The sequence below is a fragment of the Pseudomonas sp. P8_241 genome (assembly GCF_034008315.1).
In the GTDB taxonomy this organism is placed as follows: Bacteria; Pseudomonadota; Gammaproteobacteria; order Pseudomonadales; family Pseudomonadaceae; genus Aquipseudomonas.
Window position 1 is genome coordinate 2687657 of sequence record NZ_CP125377.1, and the last position, 24943, is coordinate 2712599.

The 24943-nt window shown below is 61.2% G+C and carries 27 protein-coding genes; 14 read left to right on the forward strand and 13 right to left on the reverse strand.

Annotated features, from left to right (window positions below):
- The first annotated feature begins 8 nt into the window (after positions 1 to 8).
- The 3 genes from QMK58_RS12320 to QMK58_RS12330 all read left to right on the forward strand — a co-directional run bounded on the left by QMK58_RS12320 (position 9) and on the right by QMK58_RS12330 (position 2586).
- A complete protein-coding gene (locus tag QMK58_RS12320) occupies positions 9 to 671 on the forward strand; it encodes a response regulator (RefSeq protein ID WP_053161195.1) in 663 nt (220 codons plus the stop codon).
- On the forward strand, positions 668 to 2035 hold the full coding sequence (locus QMK58_RS12325) for a sensor histidine kinase (RefSeq protein ID WP_053161194.1): 1368 nt from the start codon (positions 668 to 670) through the stop codon (positions 2033 to 2035). Before QMK58_RS12320 ends, QMK58_RS12325 begins: the two co-directional genes overlap by 4 nt.
- Positions 2036 to 2142: 107 nt before the next feature.
- Positions 2143 to 2586, forward strand: a complete 444-nt coding sequence (locus tag QMK58_RS12330) for a hypothetical protein (RefSeq protein ID WP_320396362.1) — start codon at positions 2143 to 2145, stop codon at positions 2584 to 2586.
- Positions 2587 to 2658: 72 nt separating this feature from the next.
- On the opposite strand, the gene QMK58_RS12335 is transcribed toward QMK58_RS12330, so the two are convergent.
- Positions 2659 to 3465 (reverse strand): helix-turn-helix transcriptional regulator, encoded by an 807-nt coding sequence (locus QMK58_RS12335; RefSeq protein ID WP_053161192.1) that lies wholly within the window; start codon positions 3463 to 3465, stop codon positions 2659 to 2661.
- A gap of 104 nt (positions 3466 to 3569) precedes the next feature.
- On the opposite strand from QMK58_RS12335, the gene QMK58_RS12340 reads away from it, so the two are divergent.
- Positions 3570 to 4526 carry a threonine dehydratase gene (locus QMK58_RS12340; RefSeq protein ID WP_320396363.1) on the forward strand — a complete coding sequence of 319 codons (957 nt, stop codon included), beginning with the start codon at positions 3570 to 3572 and terminating at the stop codon, positions 4524 to 4526.
- Between the two features lie 19 nt (positions 4527 to 4545).
- Here the strand turns inward: QMK58_RS12340 and QMK58_RS12345 are convergent, their stop codons facing one another.
- From QMK58_RS12345 to QMK58_RS12380, 8 genes are all read right to left on the reverse strand, one after another.
- Complete coding sequence (locus QMK58_RS12345; protein ID WP_413817407.1) at positions 4546 to 5064, reverse strand: cupin; 519 nt, start codon at positions 5062 to 5064, stop codon at positions 4546 to 4548.
- A gap of 126 nt (positions 5065 to 5190) precedes the next feature.
- Positions 5191 to 5664, reverse strand: coding sequence for a hemerythrin domain-containing protein (locus tag QMK58_RS12350; RefSeq protein ID WP_053161186.1), 474 nt, complete (start codon positions 5662 to 5664; stop codon positions 5191 to 5193).
- A gap of 221 nt (positions 5665 to 5885) precedes the next feature.
- Entirely contained in the window at positions 5886 to 6407 is a 522-nt protein-coding gene (locus QMK58_RS12355; protein WP_053161184.1) for a hypothetical protein, read from the reverse strand.
- 263 nt (positions 6408 to 6670) lie between these two features.
- Entirely contained in the window at positions 6671 to 7192 is a 522-nt protein-coding gene (locus QMK58_RS12360; RefSeq protein ID WP_008050506.1) for a methylamine dehydrogenase light chain, read from the reverse strand.
- Between the two features lie 18 nt (positions 7193 to 7210).
- Positions 7211 to 7837, reverse strand: coding sequence for a methylamine dehydrogenase accessory protein MauD (gene mauD / locus QMK58_RS12365; RefSeq protein ID WP_053161180.1), 627 nt, complete (start codon positions 7835 to 7837; stop codon positions 7211 to 7213).
- 5 nt (positions 7838 to 7842) lie between these two features.
- Positions 7843 to 8382, reverse strand: coding sequence for a MauE/DoxX family redox-associated membrane protein (locus tag QMK58_RS12370; protein ID WP_053161178.1), 540 nt, complete (start codon positions 8380 to 8382; stop codon positions 7843 to 7845).
- Between the two features lie 11 nt (positions 8383 to 8393).
- Positions 8394 to 9542: an amine dehydrogenase large subunit gene (locus QMK58_RS12375; RefSeq protein WP_053161176.1), complete on the reverse strand. Its 1149-nt coding sequence runs from the start codon at positions 9540 to 9542 to the stop codon at positions 8394 to 8396.
- A gap of 254 nt (positions 9543 to 9796) precedes the next feature.
- A complete protein-coding gene (locus QMK58_RS12380; RefSeq protein WP_320396365.1) occupies positions 9797 to 11269 on the reverse strand; it encodes a two-component system sensor histidine kinase NtrB in 1473 nt (490 codons plus the stop codon).
- Positions 11270 to 11620: 351 nt separating this feature from the next.
- Here QMK58_RS12380 and QMK58_RS12385 point away from each other — a divergent pair, with 351 nt between their 5' ends.
- The 9 genes from QMK58_RS12385 to feaR all read left to right on the forward strand — a co-directional run bounded on the left by QMK58_RS12385 (position 11621) and on the right by feaR (position 19545).
- Entirely contained in the window at positions 11621 to 12784 is a 1164-nt protein-coding gene (locus QMK58_RS12385) for an acyl-CoA dehydrogenase family protein (RefSeq protein ID WP_053161172.1), read from the forward strand.
- Positions 12785 to 12821: 37 nt separating this feature from the next.
- The gene (locus QMK58_RS12390; protein ID WP_053161170.1) at positions 12822 to 13193 is read left to right on the forward strand and encodes a hypothetical protein; all 372 of its coding nucleotides are present in this window, start codon (positions 12822 to 12824) and stop codon (positions 13191 to 13193) included.
- A gap of 3 nt (positions 13194 to 13196) precedes the next feature.
- A complete protein-coding gene (locus tag QMK58_RS12395; RefSeq protein ID WP_053161169.1) occupies positions 13197 to 13667 on the forward strand; it encodes a nuclear transport factor 2 family protein in 471 nt (156 codons plus the stop codon).
- Complete coding sequence (locus QMK58_RS12400; RefSeq protein ID WP_320396366.1) at positions 13664 to 14812, forward strand: amidase; 1149 nt, start codon at positions 13664 to 13666, stop codon at positions 14810 to 14812. The genes QMK58_RS12395 and QMK58_RS12400 overlap by 4 nt, the downstream gene beginning before the upstream one ends.
- Positions 14813 to 14835: 23 nt before the next feature.
- Positions 14836 to 16119: an aromatic ring-hydroxylating oxygenase subunit alpha gene (locus QMK58_RS12405; RefSeq protein ID WP_053161165.1), complete on the forward strand. Its 1284-nt coding sequence runs from the start codon at positions 14836 to 14838 to the stop codon at positions 16117 to 16119.
- Positions 16116 to 16616, forward strand: coding sequence for an aromatic-ring-hydroxylating dioxygenase subunit beta (locus QMK58_RS12410; protein WP_053161163.1), 501 nt, complete (start codon positions 16116 to 16118; stop codon positions 16614 to 16616). Before QMK58_RS12405 ends, QMK58_RS12410 begins: the two co-directional genes overlap by 4 nt.
- Before the next feature lie 10 nt (positions 16617 to 16626).
- Positions 16627 to 17367, forward strand: a complete 741-nt coding sequence (locus tag QMK58_RS12415) for an SDR family NAD(P)-dependent oxidoreductase (protein ID WP_053161160.1) — start codon at positions 16627 to 16629, stop codon at positions 17365 to 17367.
- A gap of 154 nt (positions 17368 to 17521) precedes the next feature.
- Positions 17522 to 18472, forward strand: a complete 951-nt coding sequence (locus tag QMK58_RS12420) for a PDR/VanB family oxidoreductase (RefSeq protein ID WP_053161373.1) — start codon at positions 17522 to 17524, stop codon at positions 18470 to 18472.
- A gap of 152 nt (positions 18473 to 18624) precedes the next feature.
- Positions 18625 to 19545: a transcriptional regulator FeaR gene (gene feaR / locus QMK58_RS12425; protein ID WP_053161159.1), complete on the forward strand. Its 921-nt coding sequence runs from the start codon at positions 18625 to 18627 to the stop codon at positions 19543 to 19545.
- Between the two features lie 93 nt (positions 19546 to 19638).
- Here feaR and QMK58_RS12430 read toward each other — a convergent pair whose 3' ends face one another.
- Entirely contained in the window at positions 19639 to 20268 is a 630-nt protein-coding gene (locus QMK58_RS12430; protein ID WP_053161157.1) for a response regulator transcription factor, read from the reverse strand.
- 259 nt (positions 20269 to 20527) lie between these two features.
- Here QMK58_RS12430 and hpaC point away from each other — a divergent pair, with 259 nt between their 5' ends.
- Complete coding sequence (gene hpaC / locus QMK58_RS12435; RefSeq protein ID WP_053161156.1) at positions 20528 to 21037, forward strand: 4-hydroxyphenylacetate 3-monooxygenase, reductase component; 510 nt, start codon at positions 20528 to 20530, stop codon at positions 21035 to 21037.
- Positions 21038 to 21093: 56 nt separating this feature from the next.
- Here hpaC and QMK58_RS12440 read toward each other — a convergent pair whose 3' ends face one another.
- The 3 genes from QMK58_RS12440 to QMK58_RS12450 are packed head-to-tail and all read right to left on the reverse strand — an operon-like array spanning position 21094 to position 24706.
- Positions 21094 to 22110 (reverse strand): phosphotransferase enzyme family protein, encoded by a 1017-nt coding sequence (locus QMK58_RS12440; protein WP_320396367.1) that lies wholly within the window; start codon positions 22108 to 22110, stop codon positions 21094 to 21096.
- A 9-nt stretch (positions 22111 to 22119) separates the two neighbouring features.
- Complete coding sequence (locus QMK58_RS12445; protein WP_320396368.1) at positions 22120 to 23400, reverse strand: aspartate aminotransferase family protein; 1281 nt, start codon at positions 23398 to 23400, stop codon at positions 22120 to 22122.
- Positions 23393 to 24706 carry an amino acid permease gene (locus tag QMK58_RS12450; protein ID WP_320396369.1) on the reverse strand — a complete coding sequence of 438 codons (1314 nt, stop codon included), beginning with the start codon at positions 24704 to 24706 and terminating at the stop codon, positions 23393 to 23395. Before QMK58_RS12450 ends, QMK58_RS12445 begins: the two co-directional genes overlap by 8 nt.
- Between the last annotated feature and the right edge of the window lie 237 nt (positions 24707 to 24943).

The window sequence follows — 24943 nt, forward strand, 5'->3', positions numbered from 1 at the left end:
GAGTCCGTGTGCGTTTATTACTGATAGAGGATGACGTGGCGCTCGGCAAAGGCATCCATCAGGCCCTGAGTCGTGAAGGTTATACCGTCGACTGGTTGCAGGACGGCAGCAGCGCTTTGCACTCGCTGGTCACTGAAGCCTTCGATCTGGCGGTACTCGACCTTGGGCTGCCACGCATGCACGGTCTCGAAGTACTCAGACGCTTGCGTGACGTGGGTTCCAATCTGCCGGTGCTGATCCTGACCGCGCGCGATGCCACCGAAGACCGTATCGCCGGGCTGGATGCCGGTGCCGATGACTACCTGATCAAGCCGTTTGACCTGGCGGAGTTGAAAGCCCGTATCCGTGCGCTGTTGCGACGCAGCGCCGGCCGCGCGCAATCGCTGATCGAACACGCCGGAGTCAGCCTGAACCCTGGTACCCAGCAAGTCACCTACAAGGGTGAGTCCGTCGCCCTGACACCCAAGGAGTACCAGTTACTCCACGAACTGCTCTCGCCGCCCGGTCGCGTCATGACTCGCGATCACCTGATGCAATTGCTCTATGGCTGGAACGAGGAAGCCGAAAGCAACACCCTGGAGGTGCACATCCATCACCTGCGCAAGAAGTTCTCCGCCGACCTGATCCGTACCATCCGGGGGATCGGTTACCTGGTGGAGGAGCGTCGATGACCTCGATCAGGCGTCGTACCCTGACCCTGATCATCGGACTGATGCTTGCGGGTTTGACGGTCATCAGCCTGCTCAACCTGCATGACAGCAACCACGAAATTGCCGAGGTCTATGATGCCCAGTTGGCCCAGAACGCCCGGTTGCTCCAGGGCGTCATGCGCATGCCCGTGGCCAGCAAGGAACATGCTGATCTGTATCAGGCGTTCAACCAGGCTCTGAGCGAGGCGGAGCCCAGAGTCGACGGGCATCCCTACGAAACCAAGATTGCCTTCCAGGTCTGGAACTTCAAGGGCGAACTGCTGGTACACACGGCGAGCTCACCGTCTTTCAACGCGGCGCCCAGCGCGCCCGGTTTCAGCGACGTGGTCGACATGAAAAAACGGCACTGGCGCGCCTTCATGCTCGAAGACAAGCAGAACAACCTGCGCATCTGGGTAGGCGAACGGGACGACGTCCGATCAGACCTGGTGGACCGTATAGTGCGCCACACGTTGTGGCCTAATATTCTGGGAAGTCTGATGCTGGCCGCAATGATCTGGCTGGCCATCGGCTGGGGGTTGAAACCGCTCGTCAACATGGCTGCAACACTGCGGGCAAGGCATCCAGGCTCACTCGAGCCCCTGCAATTGACGCCGTTACCGACTGAGCTTGAGCCCATGCAGGCAGCCCTGAACCGGATGCTCGCGCAAATTCAGGAAGTCATGGGGCGTGAACGGCGCTTTATCGCCGACGCTGCCCACGAAATGCGAACCCCACTGGCCGTGCTCAGAGTGCATGCCCAAAATCTGCTGGAGGCGGGGAGTGACGAGGATCGTCGCCTATCGCTGGAACACCTGATTGCCGGCGTGGATCGTACCAGCCGCCTGGTTAACCAGTTGCTGACCATGGCCCGTCTCGAGCCGGGAGCGGGAAATCGACCGCCTGAGCCCATCGACCTTGCCGCCACCGTGCGCGACAGCCTGGTTCAATTGACGCCCTGGTTATTGAGTAAGGGGCTTGAGCTGGTGTTCGATGTCAGCGACGACATCAGCCTGGTGAGCGTTGACCCGGCGGCCATCGACATTGCCTTGAACAACCTGGTCACCAACGCGGCGAATTTCTCTCCACTCAATGGATTGATCACGGTAAGGCTGGCTGAAAAAGAAAATGGCTACGAACTGTCTGTCGAGGATGAGGGGCCGGGTATCGATGAGGCGGATCGCGACCGGCTTTTCGAGCGTTTTTACAGCCGAGGAAATGACCAGGGTGCCGGGTTGGGCCTGACCATAGTACAAGCCATTGCAGATCGTTCGGGTGGGCAGATCAAACTGGAAAATCGCATCCCGGCAGGGTTGCGCGCCGTGTTGGAAATTCGTCGCTTTTGACCCTGCCCTGTCGATGACCGTCCATCATTCAGATCCCGCGCCCGGAGCAGGCCACTAGACTTCACAGGGGGGATGAAATCAACGCACCTCAAATCAGGAGATCTGTGATGAACAGAAAGTCTTGGCTGGCGTTGGTGGTGGCAGTAGGGGCAATTTCCGGTTGCGCAAGCAGAACCGCGATTGTCGATGTCCCCCTCGATGCTACCCCGCAAAACGCAGAGCATATCGCTCGAGCCACCCTCAGCCCAGTGGGTAACCAAACCAGTATCTGGCTGAGCGTCGGTGGTGTTCCTCACGACCAGGCGGTATCCAGCCGTCTCGATACGGCGATCTACTCTGGCTCGTGTCAGCAGTTGAGTGCCCAGCCGGTATACGAGACCCGTCAGGCCAACAGTGTCGACTATCCATCTCTTGCCCCGCGTACCCAGCATTGGGCCCAGGCACCGGTGGCACTGAGCGAGTTGACCAAGGGCGACTATGCCTTGCTCGTTCGCACCAGCCCGGCAGACGGTAGCCGCCCCCTTTTCTGCGGCAACATCAGCGCGAGTTAGGGGGCTCATCAAGTACGCGGTTCGCAGCTGTGGCCTGCGCAAGTCCGCCAGGCCACGGTGACGTCGTCAGGGTTAGTGCCTGCATCCACCACGCAACTGCGCCGGACTCACGCCCAGGCGTTGCTTGAAAGTGGTCGCCATGTGCGCCTGGGAGTTGAAACCGCAGGTATGGGCAATCGCCGACAAGCTGATTGTCGAGTCGCGCATCAGGGCGCGGGCTTTGGCGAGGCGGCGGTCGATCAGGTAGCTGTGGGGGCTTTTACCGGTCGCGTGCTTGAAGGCCCGAATGAAATAGCCTTCGGACAATCCCAGTAACTGCGCCATGGCCTGGACTCCCAGCGGGCCGTCGAGGCCGGCGTCGATGAACTCATCGAGCAGGCGCATCCGGCTGCCGGTTATCGAGCCATGGGACGGTACTGGCGCATCGTTACCCTTTACCCGTTCAGACAACGCAACCGCCCAAGCCTCCCAATCGTCGTCCACTGAAGCCCGCAACAGCGCACTGCGCATGTGCAGCGCAAGGATCGTCGCTGGCTGATCGATGCGATTGTTGAATGCACGATCGCCCCCGAGCGCAACGTCGTCGGTGCGAATCATCCGAAGGTATTCACCGCCCTTGGGTGATTGGGACAGAACGTCACACCCGACTGGGACAAATGCCAGGCCGTTCGGGACAGCCTCGAAGGGCAGCACCCGGTCACTGCCGATAGCGTGAAGGCCCCGCTGGCTGTCGAAGGCGAAGCCAATCGCCGATCGGGACGCCACATAGCGGGTCGCGTAGGTGTTGGCGGGCAGCAATTCGATCGCCCATGGCCCGGCCTCGATGCGACGCACCGGTTCAGGCGGGAGCGATGGGGGTGGACGGTTTCGAGGGCTCATAACGGCATAGTAGTGAAGAGCGGGGACAAAAGTCAGGTCAGTTTTTTGAAAGCCGCCAGGCTGCGTCCGAGTCTAGACTGGGCAAAACCTCAGGAAGGCCACTCATGCACAGACTGACCCGCGACGATATCGAACAAGCTGCCCATCTCGTTTACCAGGTGATGCCGGCCACCGCCCAGTACCCTTGGCCGTTGCTGGCTGAGCGGTTGGGTTGCACGGTGTGGGTCAAACACGAAAACCACTCCCCGACGGGCGCTTTCAAAGTGCGCGGCGGCATTACCTTCATGCACTGGCTCAAGCGTTCGCACCCTGAGGCGAAAGGCATCGTCACCGCTACCCGCGGCAACCACGGTCAGAGCCTCGCATTGGCGGCGAGTGCGTTGGGATTGAAAGCGTTGATCGTGGTGCCGCAAGGTAATTCGGTCGAAAAGAACAATGCCATGCGCGGCTTTGGCGGCGAGGTGGTGGAGTACGGCCGCGATTTCGACGAAGCCCGTGAAGAGGCCGCACGTCTGGCGCAACAGCATGGGCTGTTTCTGGTCCCGCCGTTCCACACCGAGTTGGTCAAAGGTGTGGCCACCTATGCGCTGGAGTTGTTCACGGCTGCACCGGACCTGGATACGGTCTACGTGCCAATCGGCTGCGGCTCGGGGATCTGCGCAGTGATCGCCGCCCGCGATGCGCTGGGCTTGAGCACGCAGGTGGTGGGTGTGGTTTCCACTGAAGCGGCGGCGGCAAAGTTGTCGTTTGATGCCGGCGTCATCTGCGAAACCGACTCGGCCAATACCTTTGCGGACGGTCTGGCCGTGCGCAAACCCATTCCCGAAGCCTTCGTCGTCTATGCCGGCGGTGCAGCGCGGATCGTTACAGTGAGCGACGCGCAGATTGCCGAGGCCATGCGCGTTTATTACACCGACACCCATAACCTCGCAGAAGGGGCCGGCGCGTCTGCGTTGGCTGCGCTTATTCAGGAGCGTGAAACGATGGAGGGCAAAAAGGTGGGGGTGATTCTGTCCGGGGGAAATATTGATAGAACGGTTTACGCCAAAATCATTGCGTAGGGGATCGCGTGCCCACGATTCACGACTGTTGCTCAGGTATCCAGTGCTCGCTCAAAGCACCCTTGAGCCCTTGCACCGGATCTTCGTCGGGAAACGGCAGATGGGCAATCTGTTCCAGTTGCGCCGTGCTCGGTGCCTCGCGCCGGATGTCGGCGTGTTGCCCCGGCGGGTAGGCGCCCACCACCAGAAAGTCGTCGCTTGAGCCCAGATTGCAATGCCCGGTTCCGGCGGGCAGCAACAGCACATCCCCCGCGCTGACTTCCACCACACGCCCGTCCGGCCCACCAAGCATCAGGCGGGCATTGCCGCTGGCAACGCCCAGTACTTCATGGCCTTCGGTGTGATAGTGGTGATAGTCGTAGATTCCATAGCGCCATTGCGGCGGCCAGCCATTGGCACTGAAGCGTTGCTCGAAAAACGCAGCAGGATCGTCGCCCTCAACGGAGATTGCCTTTGGATAAATCAGCACCGGCAACCGCGGATTATTCGGCACCCAACCGTTGCGGTAGAGAAGAAGAGTTTGCATAGAAGCAGCCATCGAGAATCACCGTTTTTTTCTGTAGGAGCGAGCACGCTCGCGATCGCGTGTTTGTTGAAAAACGCAGCGCTCTCAAGTCCTTCACCGCCCGAAGCACGCTCGCCCCTACACGTGGACTGTTCGGCATCAAGCCGCCATACCTGCCGCCCACTCCTTTTTATAACTGGTTTTCATCGCTTCCATTTGCATACCCAACTCTTCGAGCCGGGCTTTACCGAGGAGTTTTTTCGCCTGAGGAAACATCGTGGTTTCTTCCTCCTCGATATGGTGCTCAAGCAATTCCTTGACGACTTTCACCCGTCCAGAAAACTCCGGTGTGCCGGGATCGGTCAGTTTGAGGTCGGGGAGCACCAGCGAGTCCACCGTGCGGTGTTCTTCCTTGGCTTCGAAATACAGGATGTCCTGCTCCTTGGCGCCCGCCTCTTTAAAGGCTGGGTAGAGAATTTCTTCCTCGAGCCTGGTGTGAATGGAGATCTCCATTTCCAGTTTGCCGAGCAGCTCGGTACGTTTTTTGATGGCGCGATCCGTTGATTCACTCAACTGGGTCAGGATGGCTTTGACTTTCTCGTGGTCGGCTTGCAACAGATCAATGGCGTTCATGGTGGTGACCTCTGAATTCGCTGAGTGACAACCCTTATGGGTCGGTGCGGGTATTCCATCCAGTCGTCGCATTTAACATGCCAGACCGATGGGTGAACCGACTCTCGGAAAATCAGAGGGTTGCGCAGAAGGGAAAACTTCGAGGGCGTGCAGGATGCAAGAAACGCCCGTTGCCACATTGCAGATAGCCGACTGATCGACGAACGGGGCGTGAGCGCTGCTCAGTAATTCATGCCGTCATCGATGACGATGCCTTGGGCGCGCATTTCTTTGATCAACTCACCGCGAGTGCCAGGCAGATTGAGCATGGTCTTGGCACGCAATGTGGTGACTTCTTCGGTGGTGTAGGGCTGGTAGTCGGCGGGTCGGCTGCTGCCTGCCATGCCGTCTTCGCGCATCAGCCAGTTGAGCAGGTCGGCAAGTTGCGCGTTGTTCAGCGCCGATTGCGACATGCCGGGGACTCGCACGAGGAATTCCCGGCCGCCCGGGACTTTCAGGAAGTTGCCGACAAAGCCCTTCATACGCGGCGTGTCGTTGGCGGCGGAACCGCTGCCGTCACCCAGGTGACAGCCGGCGCATTGCAGCTGGTAATTCACGCTATTGCTGTAGCCGGCCTGGGCGATTGGTTTCTGTACTTCTTCGTTTCCCGGTGCATGGCCCTGCGCCGGGTTGGGAATGGCGCGGGCGAAAGCGAGCGGGGCGGTCAGGGAGCAGATGAGACCGAGAAGTAGCAACTTGCGCATAAAAATCCCCTTGCCTGCATACAAAGTTATCGGTAGAGGCGGACTGCCAGCGAAGGCACCCCCAAGCTCTATGCGTGCCTTGAAGGCCCCTTCGCCGGCAAGCCGGCTCCTACAGGTCAACAAAAATCTGCCTTTCGCAGGAGCTGGCTTGCCAGCGAAGGCGTGCGCAGGGTCGATGCGTGCCTTGACGGCTCCATCGCTGCCAAGCCAGCTCCTGAAAAAAAAACCGCCGTTTGCCTGTGCAACCGGCGGAAAGTGCGCGTTTAAACGGCGACGCCGCGGATGACCGAAACAGTGCAGTGATAGATGTGCGATTTGGCGGCCAGGCACCAGTTCACATCGTTGTTGTTGAACGGGCGGTAGGCCGGTTCTTCACTGTCGTTGCGGGTGCAGGCGCACTGGGCGCAGCTTTGCTTACCGCAGCAGTCGTTGTACGAAATGATGTAGTCCTTGCCATCGGCCGGGTTGCGGCAGGTGCCGATCCAGGTCACTTGTGAGGCTTCGGTACCCGGTGGGCAGGACGTTACCGACCCGCCGCAGCAGCTGCACAGAAAGCCGTCGATGGAGCAATAGCGCCAGTAGTCGCAGCTGTTCGGATCACCCGGGTCGCCAGCCTGTGCCGGCTCGGCGGCCAGGGCCTTGCTGGTGCGATCCAGCGGCAGCAACAGGGGCAGGGCGGCACCGGCGACCATCAGCGAACCCATGCGCGCCAGCAGTTTGCGGCGCGAGGTGGTGTCGGCGACACGGCGGGACGAACGCTCAAACAACAGATCCAGCAGTTTCATAAAGGTCTCCCTGCCTTATCAGTGGCTATGGCCGTGGCTGTGGTCGTGGTCATGGGTGTGCGGTTGGGCATTGAGGTACTGCTGCAGCGTGGCGTGCTTCAAATGCTCGACTTCGAACAGGCTGTCCAGGTGCTCGCGAGAGTTGACCAGACCTTTGGCGCGCAGGGTGCCGGACTTGTCGATCAGCGCGGCGTACGGCAGTTTGCCGATCTGGTAGGTCATGCCCACTTCCGGGCCGACCACGTAGGTGGCGTCTTCGAGTTTGTGTTCGCGGATCAGCGCTTGCTGGGCATCCATGTCGCCGTCGCTGACGAACACTACGTCGAGCGTACCGGCCTGTTCCCTGGCGATGGATTTGATCGCCGGCAGCAGCGACTTGCAGATCGGGCAGGTCGGCGAGAGGAAGAACAGCAGTTGCGATTTCTCACCGGCATAGCCGAAGTTCACCGGGCGACCATGACGGTCGGATGCGGTGATTTGCGGCGCGGCTTCGTTGACGGCCACACCTTTGTCGACCATCAGCGCACCGGCCGGCGCCAGGCGACCGTGCAGTACGCCAATCTGCCGCACCAGGCCCATGACGACAAACGCCACGGCCACCAGCAGCACCCAGAGCAGAACATTGGAAACGATCAAGCCTTCCATTTGAGTTACCTACCAATCAATTTGAGCAGAAGAGGGGAGTTCGCCAGCAGGCCATCGGCCGCGGCGTAAATGAGCAGTGCAACCGCGGCCGCTGCCAGGGTCACGAAACCATCGAACAGGTTGAGGTCGCGGGCGACCGGCGCGAGGCTGGCCACCAGCGCCAGCGCCACCAGTGCGCTGTTGCGCAGCAGCAGGACCGGGCGCAGTGGCTGAGCCTGATCAGGCCCGGCGCAACCGCAGTCGATGTCCGCGCGACCGCGCCACAGGTTGATGCCGATGGCGGCTGCGTACAGCGCCAAAAGGCCTGCCGCGCTCACGGCAGCCCAACCACGGCTGACCGGTACCAGCAGGGCAAACGCGATGGCCAGTTCCACCCATGGAATCAACCGCGCGCTCGGGCGTACCAGTGCCTCGGGCAACAGTTGGTAGTCCGCCAGTTGTTTCCTGAAACGGGCCGGCGCTCGTACCTTGTGGGTCGCGGCACTGGCCAGCAGCACCGCAATGGCGATGGCACTGGCAATGATGAAGATCGGATCTGTGTGCATGGCCGAACCTCTTAGTAGCTCATGACCTGAGTCGCGGTTTTGGCGACTTTGGGCATACTGCCGGTCAGCTTGTTGGTCTTGAGGTCGAAGATCTGCAAGCCACCCTCGACGTCGGTACCGAGCAGCAGCGGTTTGTCATCGCCGGTCGCCTGCATGCTCCACACCGGCACCGGTGCTTCGAGGGTCGCGACTTTCTTATGGGTCTTGAGATCAAACGCCCAGATCAGCGGGCTCGGGTCTTCCCACTTCATCGCTTCGTGAGCGTCGTGCATCAGCACGTACAAGCGGTCCAGCTTCGGCGACACGGCCATCAGCTGCCAGCCGCCCGGGGCCCAACCGGCTTTCTTTTCTTCTTCGCTGACCAGCGACCAGGACGGCAGGATCTTCGGTGCATCGCCGGCGAAATCCACCGGGCGCACAGTGCCGGTCGTGGTGGTGAAGTAGTAGGTGTCGCCGACATTGACGGCGCGCTCGACGAGTTTTTCTGCATTTGGATCAAAGAACGGCGTGCGGCTGCGCGCAGTTTCCTGGCCCTGATCGTTGAGGGTCACCACCTGCAGGCTGCCGTCGCCGCACAGCGAGGCGAAGCGGCGGTTGCCGATCGGGTAGTTGAGCACGCAGCCAGGGATGGCGATTTCCGTGGTAACGGCCTTGGCCTGGGTGTCGACCACGGTCACCGACGTCGACGGGGTGAAGTTATAGACGTAGACAAACTTGTCGTCGCCGCTTGTCTTCAGTGCGTAACGCTGGGTCAGCGACTCGGCACGCTTGTTCGGGATCAGCACTTCCCAGGCCGGCGACAGGGTCGAAGTATCCCAGGCAGTCAGCACGTCGGTGCGGGTACCCCGAGTACCGCGCGAATACCAGATATCGGCGGCGAAGAGGGTTTTCTGGTCATGGCTCAGGGCCGATGGCGCGGCGAAACCGGTCGGCACCATACCGAGAATGCGTTTCTGGTCCGGATCGACAACCGTTACGCGGCCAGCCACGAAGCTGTCGAACTCGACGTCGACGACGAACGCACGGTGAGCTTCGGGTGGAAACGCCAGAACGGTCTGGCCAATCGTACCGGCGGGCAGGTCCGCACGGGCACTGTTCAAACCGAGTACAAGCAGGCTCAGGCCAAGCGCTGACTGTACGGAGATCCTGTTTGTTCGCATAAGGGGAACTTCCTGAATTGTTGGTAACGCGGATCGCGGGTGCTTTGGCAGATTTTTACCCTTTGATTCTGCCTTGCACCGGGATCAGGAGAATTGCCCTGCCTGCCAAGTGTTTGTGTGTCTGTGCCAGTGTCATGAAAGTGGCTTCACGGGCTGAAAAGCGGGGATTGAGAGAGTGGAGCAAGGCGCACTTGTGGCGAGGGGGCTTGCCCCCTCGCCACGGGGGTTGTGTAAGGTCGAAGGATTTGTGTGCGTCAGACGAGGGGAAGGGAGAAGCTGAACACCGCGCCGCACGGCTCCTGGTTTTGCGCCCAGATGTCACCGCGGTGGCGGCCGATGATGTTCTTGCACAGTGCCAGGCCGATGCCGTTGCCGCTGACCTTGGATGAAAAGAAACCGTCGAACAGCTTTTCCTGCGCCGCAGCCTGAATGCCACGCCCACTGTCTTCAATCCGCACCAGCGCCACGCCGTTATCGGCGCTGGCATGAATGCGCAGCAAGCGTCGTTCGGTCGGCAGGTCGGCCATTTCTTCAATGGCGTTGAAGGCCAGGTTGAGAATCACCTGGCCGATCAGCACCTTCTCGCAACTCACCCGCAGCGGAACGGGCGAGGGCACGATTTCCACGCGCACCAGGCTCGGATCGGCGCGCAGGCTGATGAAATAACGGGTTTCGCGCAGCAGTTCGTTGAGATCGACCAGCTCCTCCGATTGCTCAAGCTTGACCACGTAATCGCGCACGCTCTTGATAATCACGGAGGCGTGCTCGATTTGCCGCACCGCATTCTGCAAACCCCAGGCCACGCCTTGATCGGCATCGGCTGATTTGCCCAGGCGAATCACCGCCCCTTCAATAAAGTTACGGGTTGCCGCCAACGGCTGGCTCAGTTCATGGGCGATGGCCACCGCCATTTCGCCCATGGCGTTGTAGCGCGCCAGATATTCGATCTTCTGCTCGCTGACCCGCCGCGCTTCTTCGGCCTGCACCTGCTCGGTGACATCGCGAAACAGCAGGAGGTGACCGACCAGATCGTCCTCGATCTCGATATAGCGGCACGTTGCGTGATGCCAGCGCCACTCGCCGTCACGTCGCTGCAATTTATAGTGGACGCTGAACGGCGCGTGTTCCGGTGTCTCGTTGGCAAGCTGTTGCAGCAGGCGCCGGCGCGAAGCATCGTCGCACCAGGCCAGGAAGTTTTTACCCATCAACTGACGCACTTCACTGTTGAGCAGGAGCGCGCCGGAGTCGCTGATAAAGCGGATATCGCCCTCGGGCCCGAGTACGGCCACGCCTTCAGCCAGGTCTTGCATGAAGGCCGTGAGTCGGCTTTCGAACCGTTTGAGGTCGCGCTTGACCTTGTCTTCCTTGGAGATGTCGCGGAACTGCACCATCAACACATCGCGACCGTCCAGGTGCACCAGCGTCGCCACCGCCTCGGAAAGAATCTCCACGCCTTGCTTGGACCGATAGCACCACTCGATGGCCCGTTGGCCCGTGCGTGCAGCGCCCTCCAGCCAGCGCAGACCCACCGAACGCCGGTACTTCGGTGCGTCGCGGGTCATGTCGGGAGCCTTGAGCGGCGTCAGTTCTTCCAGGGTAAAGCCCAGCGCCGCCAGGGCGGCAGCGTTGGCCCAGAGAATTTCCTTGGTGTGCGCATCGTGAAGAATGATGCACAGCGGCATGGCTTCGATCAGCGCATAAAAGTCGTTCGGTTTTGGCAAATACATCGCACAGCCCTTGGCGGCAGAGGGGTCTGACCGGTGAAGTCAGAAGTATGGCTTTTTATACCCGCTCGCGCATGGGGATGCGCTCAGAGGTAACCGGCGTCGAACTAGGGGTTTTCTTTAGCCGGGGGGCTGCACGCACCAATAGTTGCGGCCGGACGCGGTTTTTACACTGGACCGCAATGCAAAGGCTGCGACGGCTACCTGTAGGAGCGAGCTTGCTCGCGATGGACGTCAACGATAACGCGTCCTGTCTGAATGATCGCGTTGTTCAGACTTTTTTCGCGAGCAAGCTCGCTCCTACAGAAGATACCGGTTCAGCCCACTAACAATAATCAAAACGGAGAATGCCCCATGCTGCGTTCAGCGGTTGCGCAACAAGACGCACTGATTGGCGTTGACGAGAACGTCGTCGACAGCCAGGCCTTTGCGCAGGTACTGGAAGAAGTTCGCCAGCGTCGCAATGAATTCGACGAAGGTTCCCACGTACCCCGGGACATGATCGAGCGTTTCAAACAGGTCGGCATCTATCGCGCCGCCACGCCGAAATGCTTCGGTGGCGACGCCCTGGCACCGGCTCTGTTCCTGGAAATGATCGAACGCATCTCCGAAGCCGACGGCTCGGCAGGCTGGGTGGCCAGCTTCGGCAGCGCCGGTGTTTACCTCGCAGCCTTGCCGCGGGAAACCCTGGCTGAGCTCTACGCCGAAAGCCCTGATCTCGTATTCGCTGGCGGTCTGTTCCCGTTGCAACCAGCCGAGGCCGTAGACGGCGGTTATCAGGTCAACGGCACCTGGAAATTCGCCAGCGGCTGCAAAGGTGCAGACCTGTTGGGCGTTGGTATCGGCGCTGCCGGCGGCAAGCCGCGCACCGCAGTGTTTCGTCCGGCGCAGGTCGACATCGTCGAGAACTGGGAAGTGGTCGGCCTCAAAGGCACTGGCAGCCATGACTTGCGCGTGACCGATCAACACGTTGATGAGCGCTGGACCTTCATCCGTGGCGGTGCCTCGACCATCGACGAGCCGCTGTTCCGCTACCCGTCGATCGCCTACGCCGCGCAAGTGCTGGCAGTGGTCAACCTCGGCCTGGCCCGTGCGGCTCTCGACGAAATCAGCCGTATGGCTGGCGGCAGCGGCATTACCGGCGCACCGAAATTGTCCGACCGCGCCTACGTGCGCATCGAGATCGCCAAGGCTGAAGCCAAGCTCAGCGCCGCACGCGGTTTCTTCTACAACGCCACCGAACAGGTGTGGAACTCGATCGTCGCCGGCAACCCGGTCACGCCAGAGCAGACCAGCCTGTTGCGTCTGTCTGCGATTCACGTGTCCCAGGCCGGTGCCGAAGTCGTGCAAAGCGCCTACAGCCTGGCGGGCACCACCGCCATTTACCTGCGCCATCCGCTGCAACGCTACCTGCGCGACTCGATGGTGGTGACCCAGCACGCGTTCCTCAGCGAAGGCCTTTACGACGGCGCGGGCTCGGTGTTCCTCGGCGTCCCGCCGTTCCCGGGCTACATCTGAACCCTATTGATTTTTCACTTTTTCAAGGATCAACCGCATGTCCCAAGCTACCCAGGAACCGTTGCGCGTCGTCTTCTGCATCGGCATCACCCAGAACTTTTTCGACCTGCCCACCGGCGAAGGCCTGAGCGTGTGGAAAGGCTTCAGCCAGATGATGGGCGATCTCGGCGCGATGCCCGGCATTAACGTGCTCGGCGCGATGGATGACGACCGTCTGATGGTCGGCCCCTCCACGACTTCGCCATGGACCGTGTACATCATGGCCGACGTCGACTGCCACCAGTCGGTGATTGACGCCTGCAACCTGTTCCGCACCACGCCGGTCGGCCAGTACAGCCTGTGGCGCTACGCCAAGATCGAAGCGCGCATTGGTCGCCCGCTGACCATTCCTGATGCGGCCAAGGTGTAAGCCATGAACGAGGCCTTGCTGCAGCGTCTGGCGACGCTTGAAGGGGAGAGTGCTGTGCGCCGCTTGATGGCGTGCTACATGGACCTGTGCGACGTGCCGCGGGCGGCGATTCATCTAAGCCAGTTGGCGCAGTTGTTCACCGAAGATGCGATCTGGGAAGGCCTCGGCGCCCAGACCGCGCAGACCTTCGGTCAGCATCAGGGACGTGAGGCGGTGGCGGCGTTTGTCGGCGGCTACCTGCCGCCATCGGACCACTTCAAGCTGAACCTGCACTACCTCACCAGCGAGTCGATTGTGGTCGACGGCAAGGCTGCGCAAGGGCAATGGATCATGCAGCAGATCTCGACCTACGCCGATGGCCGCAACGAGCTGTTCGGCACGCGCCTGAACATCGATTTTCGTTGCGTCGACGGCGTCTGGCTGATCGCGCATTTCCGTACGCAACGGCTGTTCAACACGGAGCTGAGTGCATGAGTACTTTCATCAGCGAATTCCTCCTCGGTGGCGACGGCAAACGCGTTGCGATCAAGGACTCCATCGACATCGCCGGTTATCCGACCCGTTCGGGCAGCCGCGCCTTCGCCGACGCACCGGCCGCGACGAAAAACGCTGAAGTGGTCGACGCAATCCTCGACGCTGGCTGGCAGATTGTCGGCAAGACCAACCTGCATGAACTGGCTTTCGGCGTCACCGGTATCAACGACTTGACCGGTACGCCGATCAACCCGCAAGCACCGGATCGCGTGCCTGGCGGCTCGTCCAGCGGTTCGGCGTCGGCAGTCGCGGCAGGCCTTGCAGACATCGCCATTGGCACCGACACCGGTGGTTCGGTGCGGGTGCCGGCAGCGTGCTGCGGCATCGCCGGGTTGAAGCCGACTTACGGTCGTGTCAGCCGTGTCGGTGCCCATCCATTGGAATCGAGCCTCGATTGCGTCGGGCCGTTCGCCAGATCCATGGACGATCTGATTGCCGCGATGCAGGTGATTTGCCCCGGATTTGAAGTACAGGGCCTGCCGAGCGCCGCTGCCAAAGTCGCCTTTCTGGAAGTGGGCTGCGACCCGCACCTGCAAGCCTGCCTGGGGGCCGCCGCCGACCGTGCCGGATGGCGCCGTGGCAGCCTGCACCTGAGCGAATTCGAAGCAGCGTTCGCCGCCGGCCTCACCGTGATCAATTTTGAAAACTGGGCGGCCTTCGGTCACCTGACCGGCAAAGGCTTGATCGGCGCTGATGTGGAAACACGTTTGCTGGCGGCCGGCCGTACCACACGCGAAGAACTGGCTCAGGCCGAAGCCGTGCGCACAGCGTTCACCCGACAAGTGGATGCGGCGCTGGAAGACTTTTCGGTGTTGCTGCTGCCGACGATGCCGACCCTGCCGCCGACCCTCAGCGAAGCCCGCGCCGGTAGCAAAGCCGTGGCTGGCATGACTCCGCTGGTTCGGCCTTTCAACCTCAGCGGCCATCCGGCCCTGACGGTGCCGGTGGAACTCGATTGCGGCGGATTGAAAGTCGGCCTGCAAATCGTTGGCCGCAAAGGTCAGGACGAACGGGTCTGCGCCTTCGGTGCGCAGCTGCAACTCAGCATGGCCGGTCAACGACCGGCTGCTAAAACCAAATCATAAAAAGAAGCCATGAGGAGAACCGCATGAGCACTCATGAATATCAGCTGATCGCATCGTCGAAAAGCCCCGAAGACCTGGTCCAGCACGACCGTGTCGACGTCTCGCTGTACAACGACCCGGCGCTGTTCGAAGTCGAGCTGGACAAGATTTTCTACCGCACCTGGGTGTGGGTTGCCCACGAAAGCGAAGTGCGCAACAGCGGCGACTTCAAGACCGCCATGATCGGCCGTCGCCCGGTGATCGTCGTGCGCGACAAGAAGAACAACATCAACGTGCTGGAAAACCGTTGCCGCCACCGTGGCGCCACCGTGTGCGAGAAGCACAAGGGCAACGCCACCGGTTTCACCTGCCCGTACCACAGCTGGTCCTATGGCCTGGACGGCAAGCTGCGTGCGCTGCCGTATCCGGATGGCTACGAAGGCATCCTGGAGAAATCCGAGTTGCCGCTGACCAGCCTGCGCGTCGAAAGCTACGCCGGCATGGTCTTCGCCAGCTACAACGACGAGATCGAACCGCTGGAAGACTTCCTCGGCGGTGCGAAACACTGGATGGACCTGTTCATGAAGCAGGGCGCCGGTTACCCGATCAAGACCCAGGGCGAACACAAGTTCAGCTTCAAGGGCAACTGGAAGATCCAGTTGGAAAACACCACCGACGGTTATCACTTCCCGATCGTGCACAAGTCGTTCATGTCGTCGGTGGATGAAGAAACCTCGGAAATGCTCTCGTTCATGACCGACGAACAAGCCGTGACCCACTCACTGGGCAACGGCCACAGTGTGATGGTCATGGTGCCGGAGCACGTCGATCTCGATCACGACGATGGCACCGAACAGTTGCAGGAGCGCTTCGCTCATGTCACTGAAGAGTTGTCCAAAACCATGCCGGCCGATCAGGTCCGTCGCATCGTGCGCTCGCTGCACGGCGCCGGTTTCAACCTGAACCTGTTCCCGAACGTGGCGATGTCGATGTCGTTCTTCCGTGTACTGCGCCCGGTGTCGGTCACCGAAACCGAGATCCGTCACGTGGCCCTCGGCATGGAAGGCGGCCCGGAAATCGCCAACCGCGAACGCATGCGTATCCACGAACACTTCCAGGGTCCGTTCGGTTTCGGCAGCCCCGACGATGCCGAAGCCTGGGATCGCGTACAGCGCGGCTCGTATGCCGGCGTTGATGCGCCGATCCTGGTCAACCGCGGCCTGAACCGCGAAATCACCGCAGAAAACGGCGACAAGGTCAGCCACGCCACCGACGAAGGCGGCATGCGCGGTGCCTACGACATGTGGAAAAGGATGATGAGCCAATGAGCAATCACGACACCCTGAATGGTTTTTCCGGGCAATTGGCCCAGGCCATGGAATTCATCTGGCGCGAAGCCGAACTGCTCGACCACAAGAACTACGCCGAATGGGCGACCTTGTGGAGCGAAAGCGGCAAGTACATCGTGCCGATCGACCCGGACACCGAAGATTTCGAAGCGACCCTGAACTACGCCTATGACGATGCGCGCATGCGTGATCTGCGCATCGAACGCCTGACCGCCGGCTACTCGCCGTCGGCCGTCGACGCGGCGAAAACCATTCGCACCATCTCGCGTTTCCGCCTGGTGGAAGCGGCGGGCGACATCGTCGAAGTCAACTCGGCGCAGTTGCTGTACGCCTACAAGCGCGGCGTGCACACACCGTTCGTGGCCGACTTGAACCACCGCATTCGCTTCACCGATGGCGTGCCGACCCTGGAGCGTAAAGTGGTGCGGCTGATCAACTCCACCGACAGCCTGAGCGCGCTCGGCTTCCTTTTGTGAGGGCAACATCATGAGTCGAGTAGCCCTTGTAACGGGTGCCTCACGTGGACTGGGTGAGTGCATCGCCCGTCGTCTGCACGCAGCGGGTTATCGCGTCGGTCTGGCGGATCTGCGCCTTGATGGCGTGCAGCAACTGGCCGCCGAACTGGATGGCAGCGGCGCCAGCGCTATCGCCATTGAGCTGGATGTGCGCAACAAAGCCGACTTCCAGCGTGCTCGTGACCTGCTCACTGAGCAGTGGGGCGGCACCGACATCCTGGTCAACAACGCCGGCGTGTCAAAAGTCGCGGCGCTGATGGACATCACGCCGGAAGAGTTCGACGAGTCGATGGCGATCAACCTGCGCGGCACTTTTGTCGCCTGCCAGGTGTTCGGCGCGCACTTTGCCGAGCGTGGCTTCGGTCGCATCGTCAACATCGCATCCCTGGCCGGGCAGAACGGCGGCACCGCTACCGGCGCGCATTACGCGGCGGCCAAGGGCGGCGTGGCGACGTTGACCAAGGTCTTCGCCCGCGAACTGACAGCGCAAGGCGTGACGGTCAACAGCATTTCCCCAGGCCCGCTGGACCTGCCGGTGGTGCGCGAAAGTGTCGCCCCGGAGCGTCTGGAACAGATCCTGAAAATGATCCCGTCCGGCACCCTCGGCGACCCGACGTTCATCGCCGACAGTGTATTGCTGCTGATCGCCGACAACGCGAACTCAGTGAGCGGTGCGTGCCTGGACGTCAACGGCGGCCTGTTCATGCGCTGACAGCAGATTTTATGGCAGGACAAATAACCCTGTAGGAGCCGGCTTGCTGGCGATGGCGCCCTGACAGGCGATGCAAGACTCAAGGCTGCCTTCGCCGGCAAGCCGGCTCCTACAAGTGCTGTGTTAAACGAAAAATATGTATTCAGGTGATGCCATGATGAAGGTGAAAATCGAAAGGATCGTCGACGAAGCGCTGGATATCCGTTCCTTTCGCCTCGTGCGCAGTGACGGCCAGCCGCTCGACACCTATGAACCGGGTGCCCACGTCGACCTGACCGGGCCGACCGGGGTAACCCGCCAGTATTCGCTGTGCAGCCCGCCGCAGGATCGCCGTGCCTACCTGGTGGCGGTGAAAAAAGAAGCGCAGTCGCGCGGTGGCTCGCTCGCGCTGCACGAGCAAGTGGAAGAGGGCATGGAGCTGGAAATGGGGGCGCCGCGCAACCTGTTCCGTCTCGATGAAAGTGCCCGTGAACATGTGTTGTTTGCCGCCGGTATCGGTGTCACGCCGCTGCTGAGCATGGCCTACAAACTGGCGGAAAGCGGTCAGCCGTATCGCCTGCACTATTTCGCCCGTTCGGCGCAATACGCTGCGTTTACCGAGCTGTTGGCGGCAAATTTTGCCGACAATGTGGAGTTTCATTACGGCGTTGAACCCGCGGATCTGGACGGCGCATTGAGCGAGTGCCTGAACCGCGCCAATCCTGCGGCCCACGTCTACACCTGCGGCCCGGCACCGTTCATGAACAAAGTGGTGGAAGTGGCATCCCGCAGTCGCTCGGACGACGCCATTCACCTGGAGCATTTCGCCGCCGACCCGGCCGCCAACAGCGCGCCTGCCGGCACCTTCGAAGTCGAACTGGCCAGTTCCGGCGTGGTGCTGCAAGTACCGGCCAACACCAGCCTGGTCGACGTGTTGCAGGCCCATGGTTGCGACATCGACACCGAGTGCCGCGAAGGTATCTGCGGCACCTGCATCGTCGAGGTGCTGGACGGTTTGCCGGAGCACCGCGACAACTGCCTGTCAAACAAGGAAAAGGCCTCCAACAAGCAGATTTGCGCGTGTGTATCACGGGCGCTTTCCGCTCGTCTGGTACTGGACCTTTAAACCGAAAGTTCACTGGAAAGCTTGGGCCGGAGCCTGTTGAATGGGCGCCCGGCGGCCGTCGAGGGAGGCGATGGCTACAGAAATAACCGTTTTGACGAACCGCTCAATGAAGCGGTCGAAAAATAACAACAAAAACGTGAGGCTTTGCGGACATGATTACAGCATCGACGGTGCGCAACGAGGCGTTCGAAAGTTGGTTGAGCCAGGTGAACCAGGCCTGTGGGCGTTTCGATGCCCGGGCGCTGGACACTGATTTCTACGGCGAACTGGCGGAATTTCGCAGCGGTGCGATCAACCTCAGTGTGGTCGACATGGCGCACGTGCATTTGTATCGCACCAGCAAGGACGTCAGCACCAGCAGCGACGGCCACTATTACGCGGTGTTCCAACTGCGTGGCAGCTCGCAACTGGAGCAGGGCGACAACCGTGCGAAACTCGGCTGCGGCGACATCGCCCTGATCGACGCGGGCCGCCCGAGCGACATGATCTACAACGATGATTGCCGACAGCTGTCGCTGATTCTGCCGCGCCAGGTGGTAGAGCGTGGGTCGCATTTCAACGCGGTCAATTGCGCCACGCGCATTGCGGCCAACAGCCCCCTGGCGTCGATGGCCAATAAACTGGTGCTCGATACTCGCCAGCAAGACGGGCTGGACATGCAGGAAAGCGAAGCCGTGCTCGATGCCTTGGCCAGCCTGCTGCTGCCGGGCATCAGCGCCCGTGACTGCGGTGCAGATGCGCACGAGCGGCAGTTTCGCAAGATCATCGCCTTCATCGACGCGCACCTCAGTGACGAAGAACTGTGCCCCGAAATGATCGCCCGTGAAGTGGGAATTTCCGTGCGCGGCCTGTACCGGATGTTCTCCAAGCGCGGCCTGGTGGTGGCGCAATACATCAAGCACCGTCGCCTGGACTTCTGCGCCGAAAACCTGCGTCGTGCCGATGTCGAACAGAAGCTCTCGGCGCTGTGTTATGCCTGGGGTTTCTCGGATTCGAGCTACTTCTCGTCGGCCTTCAAATCGCGCTTCGGCGTGTCACCGGGCGCTTATCGCAAGCGCTACAGTCAGATCTGACACCGCAGCTCCTACAGGGACCTCTAGCGAACACAAAACCACTGTAGGAGCTAGCTTGCTAGCGATGGCGGCCTCACGGCCGCCACAAATCCCTCAATGCCGCACCGGCTCATCCACCGGTAAATGCAGCACTTCGCGCACCAGCATGGCGATACTGCTCACGCCCATCTTTTCCTTGATCTTGGTACGGTGCACGTCAACGGTCTTCACGCTGATGTTCAACTCGCGGGCAATCACCTTGCTCGCCTTGCCATCGATCACCAGCATCAACACTTCACGCTCACGGCTCGTCAGCAGCGCCAGCTTGCCTTGCAGGTTCTGACGTTGCTGCTGGTCCGCCTGGGCGTGCACGGCGGTCTTCAGCGCGGCCTGGATGCGGTCGATCATTTGCTGCGGGTTGTAGGGCTTCTCGACAAAATCCAGCGCGCCGTTCTTCATCGCCGTGACCGACATCGGGATGTCACCATGGGCCGAGACGAAAATGGTCGGCAGGGTGCTGCCGCGCTGATTGAGGATTTCCTGCAACTGAAAGCCGCTGGTCTCCGGCATGCGCACGTCGAGCACCAGGCAGGCGGGCTGCTTGGGGTCGTACTGGCTGAGGAACTCTTCGGCGCCGGCAAAGCATTGCGCCTGCACACTGACCGACTCCAGCAACCACGCCAGTGAGGTGCGCAGGTCTTTGTCGTCGTCAACGATATAAACAATCGGTTTACGGATTTCCATCGGGGCTGCCACGAAAGTTTTCTAATTATTGTTTTCGCACGCGAACGCGCGGCACACAACGGCTCGTCTTTGTGGAGCCAGTGTGCAGAATACCCACTGTCGACGGCCCTTGCGATAAAGAAACCACCTAGTCGACTAGCGGAAACCCAACCTCGTCATGGGGATCGTCAGAATGGTTGCGGCGCGTGCACAACCTTAGTCTTGTTCCATCACCTACGGGCCGCCAGACAGCGGTCCTCCTGAAGGAAGGGGCATCGACATGGCCGACCTGAGCCAGCAGCAAATCGACTTTCGCAACGCCATGGCGCAGCTGCCTGCTGCGGTGAACATCATTACCACCAACGGCCCTGGCGGTCGTTGCGGCATCACCGCCAGCGCGGTGTGCTCGGTGACCGACTCGCCGCCTACCGTGCTGGTGTGCGTCAACCGCAACAGCGCCACCCACGATGTGTTCCGCACCAACGGTCATCTGTGCGTCAACGTGCTGTGTGGCGAGCAGGAAGAACTGGCCCGTCACTTCGCCGGCATGACCAAGGTGCCGATGGACGAACGTTTTGCCTGGGATCTGTGGGACGACGGCGCTGCCGATGTGCCGGTGCTGCGCGATGCCCTGGTGCAACTGGAAGGCCGGATCACTGAGTGCAAGGAAGTGGGCTCGCACTCGGTGATGTTCGTGGAATTGACGAAAGTGGGCGTGCGCGAACCGCGCGACAGTCTGGTGTATTTCAACCGTTTGTTTCATCGCGTTGAGCATGCCAGCGCAGCTTGATTGAGACCTTCTTTTGTAGGAGCAGCCTGCGGCTGCTCCTACAAGGACAGGATGAATCAAGCCTGCAGATATTCCCGAGCCAACCAGCAAGCCCGTTCAATCAGCATCGGCGCCATTTCAATCGCCGTCGGGGTGCCCTGGCGGGTGTGAATCCAGCCCAGGTACGTAGTGCCGCGCAGCATCAGGAACAGCGCCAGGGTCTTGCGATCCGCCTCGGTCAGCGGCTTGACCGCGTTGTAGCCCTCCAGCAGCGCTGCCTTGATCTGCTCAAAACGCGGATCGTCAAGACAGAAGTACAGGGCTGTCGCCAACTCGAACATGTGCCAGCCAAACCCGGCATCGTCGAAGTCGATCAGACGCAATTGCGGCCCTTCGACCAGCAGGTTCTCCGGCACCAGGTCGGCGTGAATCATGCCGAAATTGCCCAGGTGCCGACCGTATTGGCGCAAGTCCTTGCGTGCCGTACGTCGGGCCTGTTGCAGCAGATCCCGCTGCTCGTCGCTAAGCTGCTCCAGCTCCCAGAACCGCCCCCAGAACGGATTGACGCCGATCAGGCCTTCCTCATCCCAGGCATGCCGGACGAACTCATCCGGTTGCTGCCAATGCGCCGAATGCAGGTGAATCCGCGCGGCAATCGCACCGGCCTCATTGAACAGGAAATCGATGGCGGTATCGGCCTGCACACCCGCCTCGGAGGTTCCGGCGGTGGCACCCGGCAGCCAGGCGAGCATGTCGATGTGGCGCGGCTCGCCGATGGCCTGGTGAGTGACTTCGATCAGGTGGCTTTCATTCTGCGCACGGATAATCTGCGGCACGGTAATGCCGGCGCTGGCCAACGCTTCCATCCATTGCAGCTCGGAGCGCAACGCCGCTTCGCAGTGATAGCCGTTGCGGTGGATGCGCAGGGCCACGCGCTGCCCGTCGTTTCGGCGGGCGGAGAACACCGCGTTCTCGCGGAATTTAATCAGTTCGATCTCGGCAAAATCGCCGTCCCAGTGTTCCAGCGCATGGCGCGCCAGATCATGCAGGCGGGCGACTTGCTGGTCGTGGCTCAGGGTATGAAATTCGGTCATGGCATAGTCTCAAATGGCGCTCAGGGCGTGGTCCAGGGTGTCGACAAACAGATCGGCGTTTTCGCGACTGAAGACCAGTGGCGGGCGCAACTTGAGGATGTTGTCGCCGGCGCCGATTTTGCTGATCAACACACCGTTCTCGCGCATGTCGTTGACCACCTTGCGCGCCTCCAGTCCGGCCGGGTCCTTACTGGCGTGGTCGCGTACCAACTCCATGGCAAAGAACAGTCCCTTGCCGCGCACATCGCCAATGATCGAATGTTTTGCGGCCAGGACTTGCAGGCGTTGCTGCACATAAGCGCCGACGCTTTGTGCGTTGTGCAGCAATTGCTGTTCTTCGATCACATCCAGCACCGCCATGCCGACCGCTGCTGCGACAGGCGAGCCGCCGAAGGTGTTGAAGTACATGGCGTGGCGGCCGAACGATTCGACCAAGGCCTTGTGGGTGATCAGGCCGGCCAGCGGATAACCGTTACCCATGGGCTTGCCGAGGGTGACGATGTCCGGCACCACGCCGTGGGCCTGATGACCCCACAGGTGATCGCCGGTGCGACCGAAACCGGACTGCACTTCGTCGGCGATGAACAAACCGCCCGCTGCACGAATCAGCGCGGCAGCCTTGTTGACGAAACTCGCAGGCACCCGTGGCAGGCCTTCGTTGGCGAACAGGGTATCGATCAGCAGCGCGGCCGGGCGAATGCCCTGGGCCTGCATCGACGCGATAGCCGCCGCGATGTTGGCCGCGTATTCCTCCGCCAACTGTGCTTCAGTGGTGCCGGCCGGTGCGTGGTACAGGCATGGAATCGGCACCGCTCGGGCATGGGCGGCGAAGGGTTCCGGCGAGGGCAGGGCGGTGGTGACCTGCGCCAGCGACGCCGAGTTACCGTGGTAGTTGTAGTCGCTGACGATGATGCCGGTGCCGCCACTGGTGAACCGCGCCAGACGCAGCGCCAGTTCGTTGGCTTCGCTGCCGGTGCAGGTGAACATCGCGGTGTCCAGCGGTGCTGCGAAGGTTGCGGTCAGGCGCTCGGCGTAACGCACCACTTGTTCATCCAGGTAGCGGGTGTGGATGTTCAGCGTGGTGGCCTGGCGGTGCATGGCCTCGGTCACATGGGGGTGGCAGTGACCGACGCAGGGCACGTTGTTGTAAACGTCGAGGTAGCGGCGGCCATCGACGTCGAACAGCCACACGCCTTCGCCGCGCACCAGGTGCAAGGGATTGTCGTAGAACAGTGGCGAAGCGCTGCCGAGTACGCGATGGCGGCGTTGCAGCAGGGTGTCTTCAGGCATGGTCTGGAACCTCGGTGACGGTGGTGCGACGGGCGCGCAGCAGGAAGTTGAAAATGCACAGGGTGAAGGTCACGGCCAGGGCGATCAGCATCAGCATGTCGAGCTGGAAACAGGCGGCGATCACCACCAGCGTCAGCGCCAGGCCGAGCCAGGCGACCAGCTTGCCGCCGACCAGGGTGAACGGGCGGGGCAGGCGTGGTTGGTTGCGCTTGATGTGCAGGTACGCGCCAAAAATGAACAGGTAGCAAACGTTGAGCAGCAGGACCACGGCGAGCATGACGGTGGCCGGGTCGACCGCCGACAATGGCAAACCAATCCCACCAATCAGCAGCAGGGCCGGATACGGCGTGCCACGCTTGCCGGTCTTGCCCATCCATTGCGGGAACAGGCCGTCGCGGGCCATCGCGAACAGTTGACGGGAGGCGGCGTAGACCAGCGAGAAGAAGGTCGCGATCAGACCGAACACCGCGCCGCAGCCAATCACCTTGGCCAGCCACGAACCTTCACCGAAGGCACTGTTGCTGGACATTGCCGCGTACAACGGGTCGCCCGCCGAACCCACCAACTCGACGCCACCGGCACCCGGTGCACAGACCAGTACCACCAGCGCGGTCACCAGCAAGGTGCCGATGGCTGCGAGAATGCCACGGGGCATGGTGCGACCGGGGTTGTGTGCTTCCTCGGCCGCCGAACCGGTTTGCTCGACGGTGATGAACAGCCAGATGGCGAACGGCACGCAAGCGAAGACGCCGCCGAGGCTGACCGGAGTTGCCACATTGGCAGGCAATTTGAGCAAGTTGGCCAGTTCGACATGGGGCGCCATGGCTGCGCCAAATGTGAGCAAGGCGACCACGGCGATGACGCCGGCAATGAACGTCAGGCCCATGGCCTCACCAACGCCACGCATGTGGATGCCGATGATCACGGCGAACAGGGCGATCTTCACCGGCCAACCGCCGAGCCCGAAAATCGACTCGGTGTAAGCGCAGATAAACGTCGCGGCAGCGCCAGTGCCGATGGTCAGCGCTATCGCACAGGCCACGCCAACCAGGTAGCCCACGAACGGTCCGAAGGCACTTTGCGCGTACACAAACACGCCGCCCGCACTGGGCAATGCCGTGGACAGTTCCGCCACGCACAACGCCAGTCCACCGCACAGCAGCGCCATCAACAGCGTGGCGATCAGCATATTCAACCAGCCACCGGCCATCAGGCCGAAGTTCCAGCCGGAAAACTGCCCGGCCACCACTAACGCAATTCCAAGGCCGGCGATCTTTGGCCAGCCCAGCGCACTTTTCTTGAGCACAGAAGTCTCCCGCGACCCGAAGGTCGATTTATTGTTTTAGTGAGAAATGGAGGGGTTCAGCGTTGCATTGCAGGGCGCCCGGGAACGGGTTTGTGCCCCGAGGTCGGCTTCGATACTACGCCCGAGGTGCTGCGAGGGATGTTTGCGCGCATGCCATGTGGTTGGTTGTGGGTGCCAGATTTGCGTGGGGTTTTGTCATCGGCGCAGGATCTTTGTGGGCGCTCAGGCCCACAAAGA

Bases quoted from the DNA above. Each gene is read 5' to 3' on its own strand.
- QMK58_RS12340 (WP_320396363.1), top strand. From the start codon at position 3,570: ATGCACAGACTGACCCGCGACGATATCGAACAAGCTGCCCATCTCGTT.
- QMK58_RS12335 (WP_053161192.1), bottom strand. From the start codon at position 3,465: ATGAGCCCTCGAAACCGTCCACCCCCATCGCTCCCGCCTGAACCGGTG.
- QMK58_RS12370 (WP_053161178.1), bottom strand. From the start codon at position 8,382: ATGCACACAGATCCGATCTTCATCATTGCCAGTGCCATCGCCATTGCG.
- QMK58_RS12345 (WP_413817407.1), bottom strand. From the start codon at position 5,064: ATGGCTGCTTCTATGCAAACTCTTCTTCTCTACCGCAACGGTTGGGTG.
- QMK58_RS12410 (WP_053161163.1), top strand. From the start codon at position 16,116: ATGAGCAATCACGACACCCTGAATGGTTTTTCCGGGCAATTGGCCCAG.
- QMK58_RS12420 (WP_053161373.1), top strand. From the start codon at position 17,522: ATGATGAAGGTGAAAATCGAAAGGATCGTCGACGAAGCGCTGGATATC.
- mauD (WP_053161180.1), bottom strand. From the start codon at position 7,837: ATGGAAGGCTTGATCGTTTCCAATGTTCTGCTCTGGGTGCTGCTGGTG.
- QMK58_RS12405 (WP_053161165.1), top strand. From the start codon at position 14,836: ATGAGCACTCATGAATATCAGCTGATCGCATCGTCGAAAAGCCCCGAA.
- QMK58_RS12325 (WP_053161194.1), top strand. From the start codon at position 668: ATGACCTCGATCAGGCGTCGTACCCTGACCCTGATCATCGGACTGATG.
- QMK58_RS12400 (WP_320396366.1), top strand. From the start codon at position 13,664: ATGAGTACTTTCATCAGCGAATTCCTCCTCGGTGGCGACGGCAAACGC.
- QMK58_RS12390 (WP_053161170.1), top strand. From the start codon at position 12,822: ATGTCCCAAGCTACCCAGGAACCGTTGCGCGTCGTCTTCTGCATCGGC.
- feaR (WP_053161159.1), top strand. From the start codon at position 18,625: ATGATTACAGCATCGACGGTGCGCAACGAGGCGTTCGAAAGTTGGTTG.
- QMK58_RS12385 (WP_053161172.1), top strand. From the start codon at position 11,621: ATGCTGCGTTCAGCGGTTGCGCAACAAGACGCACTGATTGGCGTTGAC.
- QMK58_RS12330 (WP_320396362.1), top strand. From the start codon at position 2,143: ATGAACAGAAAGTCTTGGCTGGCGTTGGTGGTGGCAGTAGGGGCAATT.
- QMK58_RS12430 (WP_053161157.1), bottom strand. From the start codon at position 20,268: ATGGAAATCCGTAAACCGATTGTTTATATCGTTGACGACGACAAAGAC.
- QMK58_RS12445 (WP_320396368.1), bottom strand. From the start codon at position 23,400: ATGCCTGAAGACACCCTGCTGCAACGCCGCCATCGCGTACTCGGCAGC.
- hpaC (WP_053161156.1), top strand. From the start codon at position 20,528: ATGGCCGACCTGAGCCAGCAGCAAATCGACTTTCGCAACGCCATGGCG.
- QMK58_RS12360 (WP_008050506.1), bottom strand. From the start codon at position 7,192: ATGAAACTGCTGGATCTGTTGTTTGAGCGTTCGTCCCGCCGTGTCGCC.
- QMK58_RS12415 (WP_053161160.1), top strand. From the start codon at position 16,627: ATGAGTCGAGTAGCCCTTGTAACGGGTGCCTCACGTGGACTGGGTGAG.
- QMK58_RS12355 (WP_053161184.1), bottom strand. From the start codon at position 6,407: ATGCGCAAGTTGCTACTTCTCGGTCTCATCTGCTCCCTGACCGCCCCG.
- QMK58_RS12395 (WP_053161169.1), top strand. From the start codon at position 13,197: ATGAACGAGGCCTTGCTGCAGCGTCTGGCGACGCTTGAAGGGGAGAGT.
- QMK58_RS12350 (WP_053161186.1), bottom strand. From the start codon at position 5,664: ATGAACGCCATTGATCTGTTGCAAGCCGACCACGAGAAAGTCAAAGCC.
- QMK58_RS12375 (WP_053161176.1), bottom strand. From the start codon at position 9,542: ATGCGAACAAACAGGATCTCCGTACAGTCAGCGCTTGGCCTGAGCCTG.
- QMK58_RS12380 (WP_320396365.1), bottom strand. From the start codon at position 11,269: ATGTATTTGCCAAAACCGAACGACTTTTATGCGCTGATCGAAGCCATG.
- QMK58_RS12440 (WP_320396367.1), bottom strand. From the start codon at position 22,110: ATGACCGAATTTCATACCCTGAGCCACGACCAGCAAGTCGCCCGCCTG.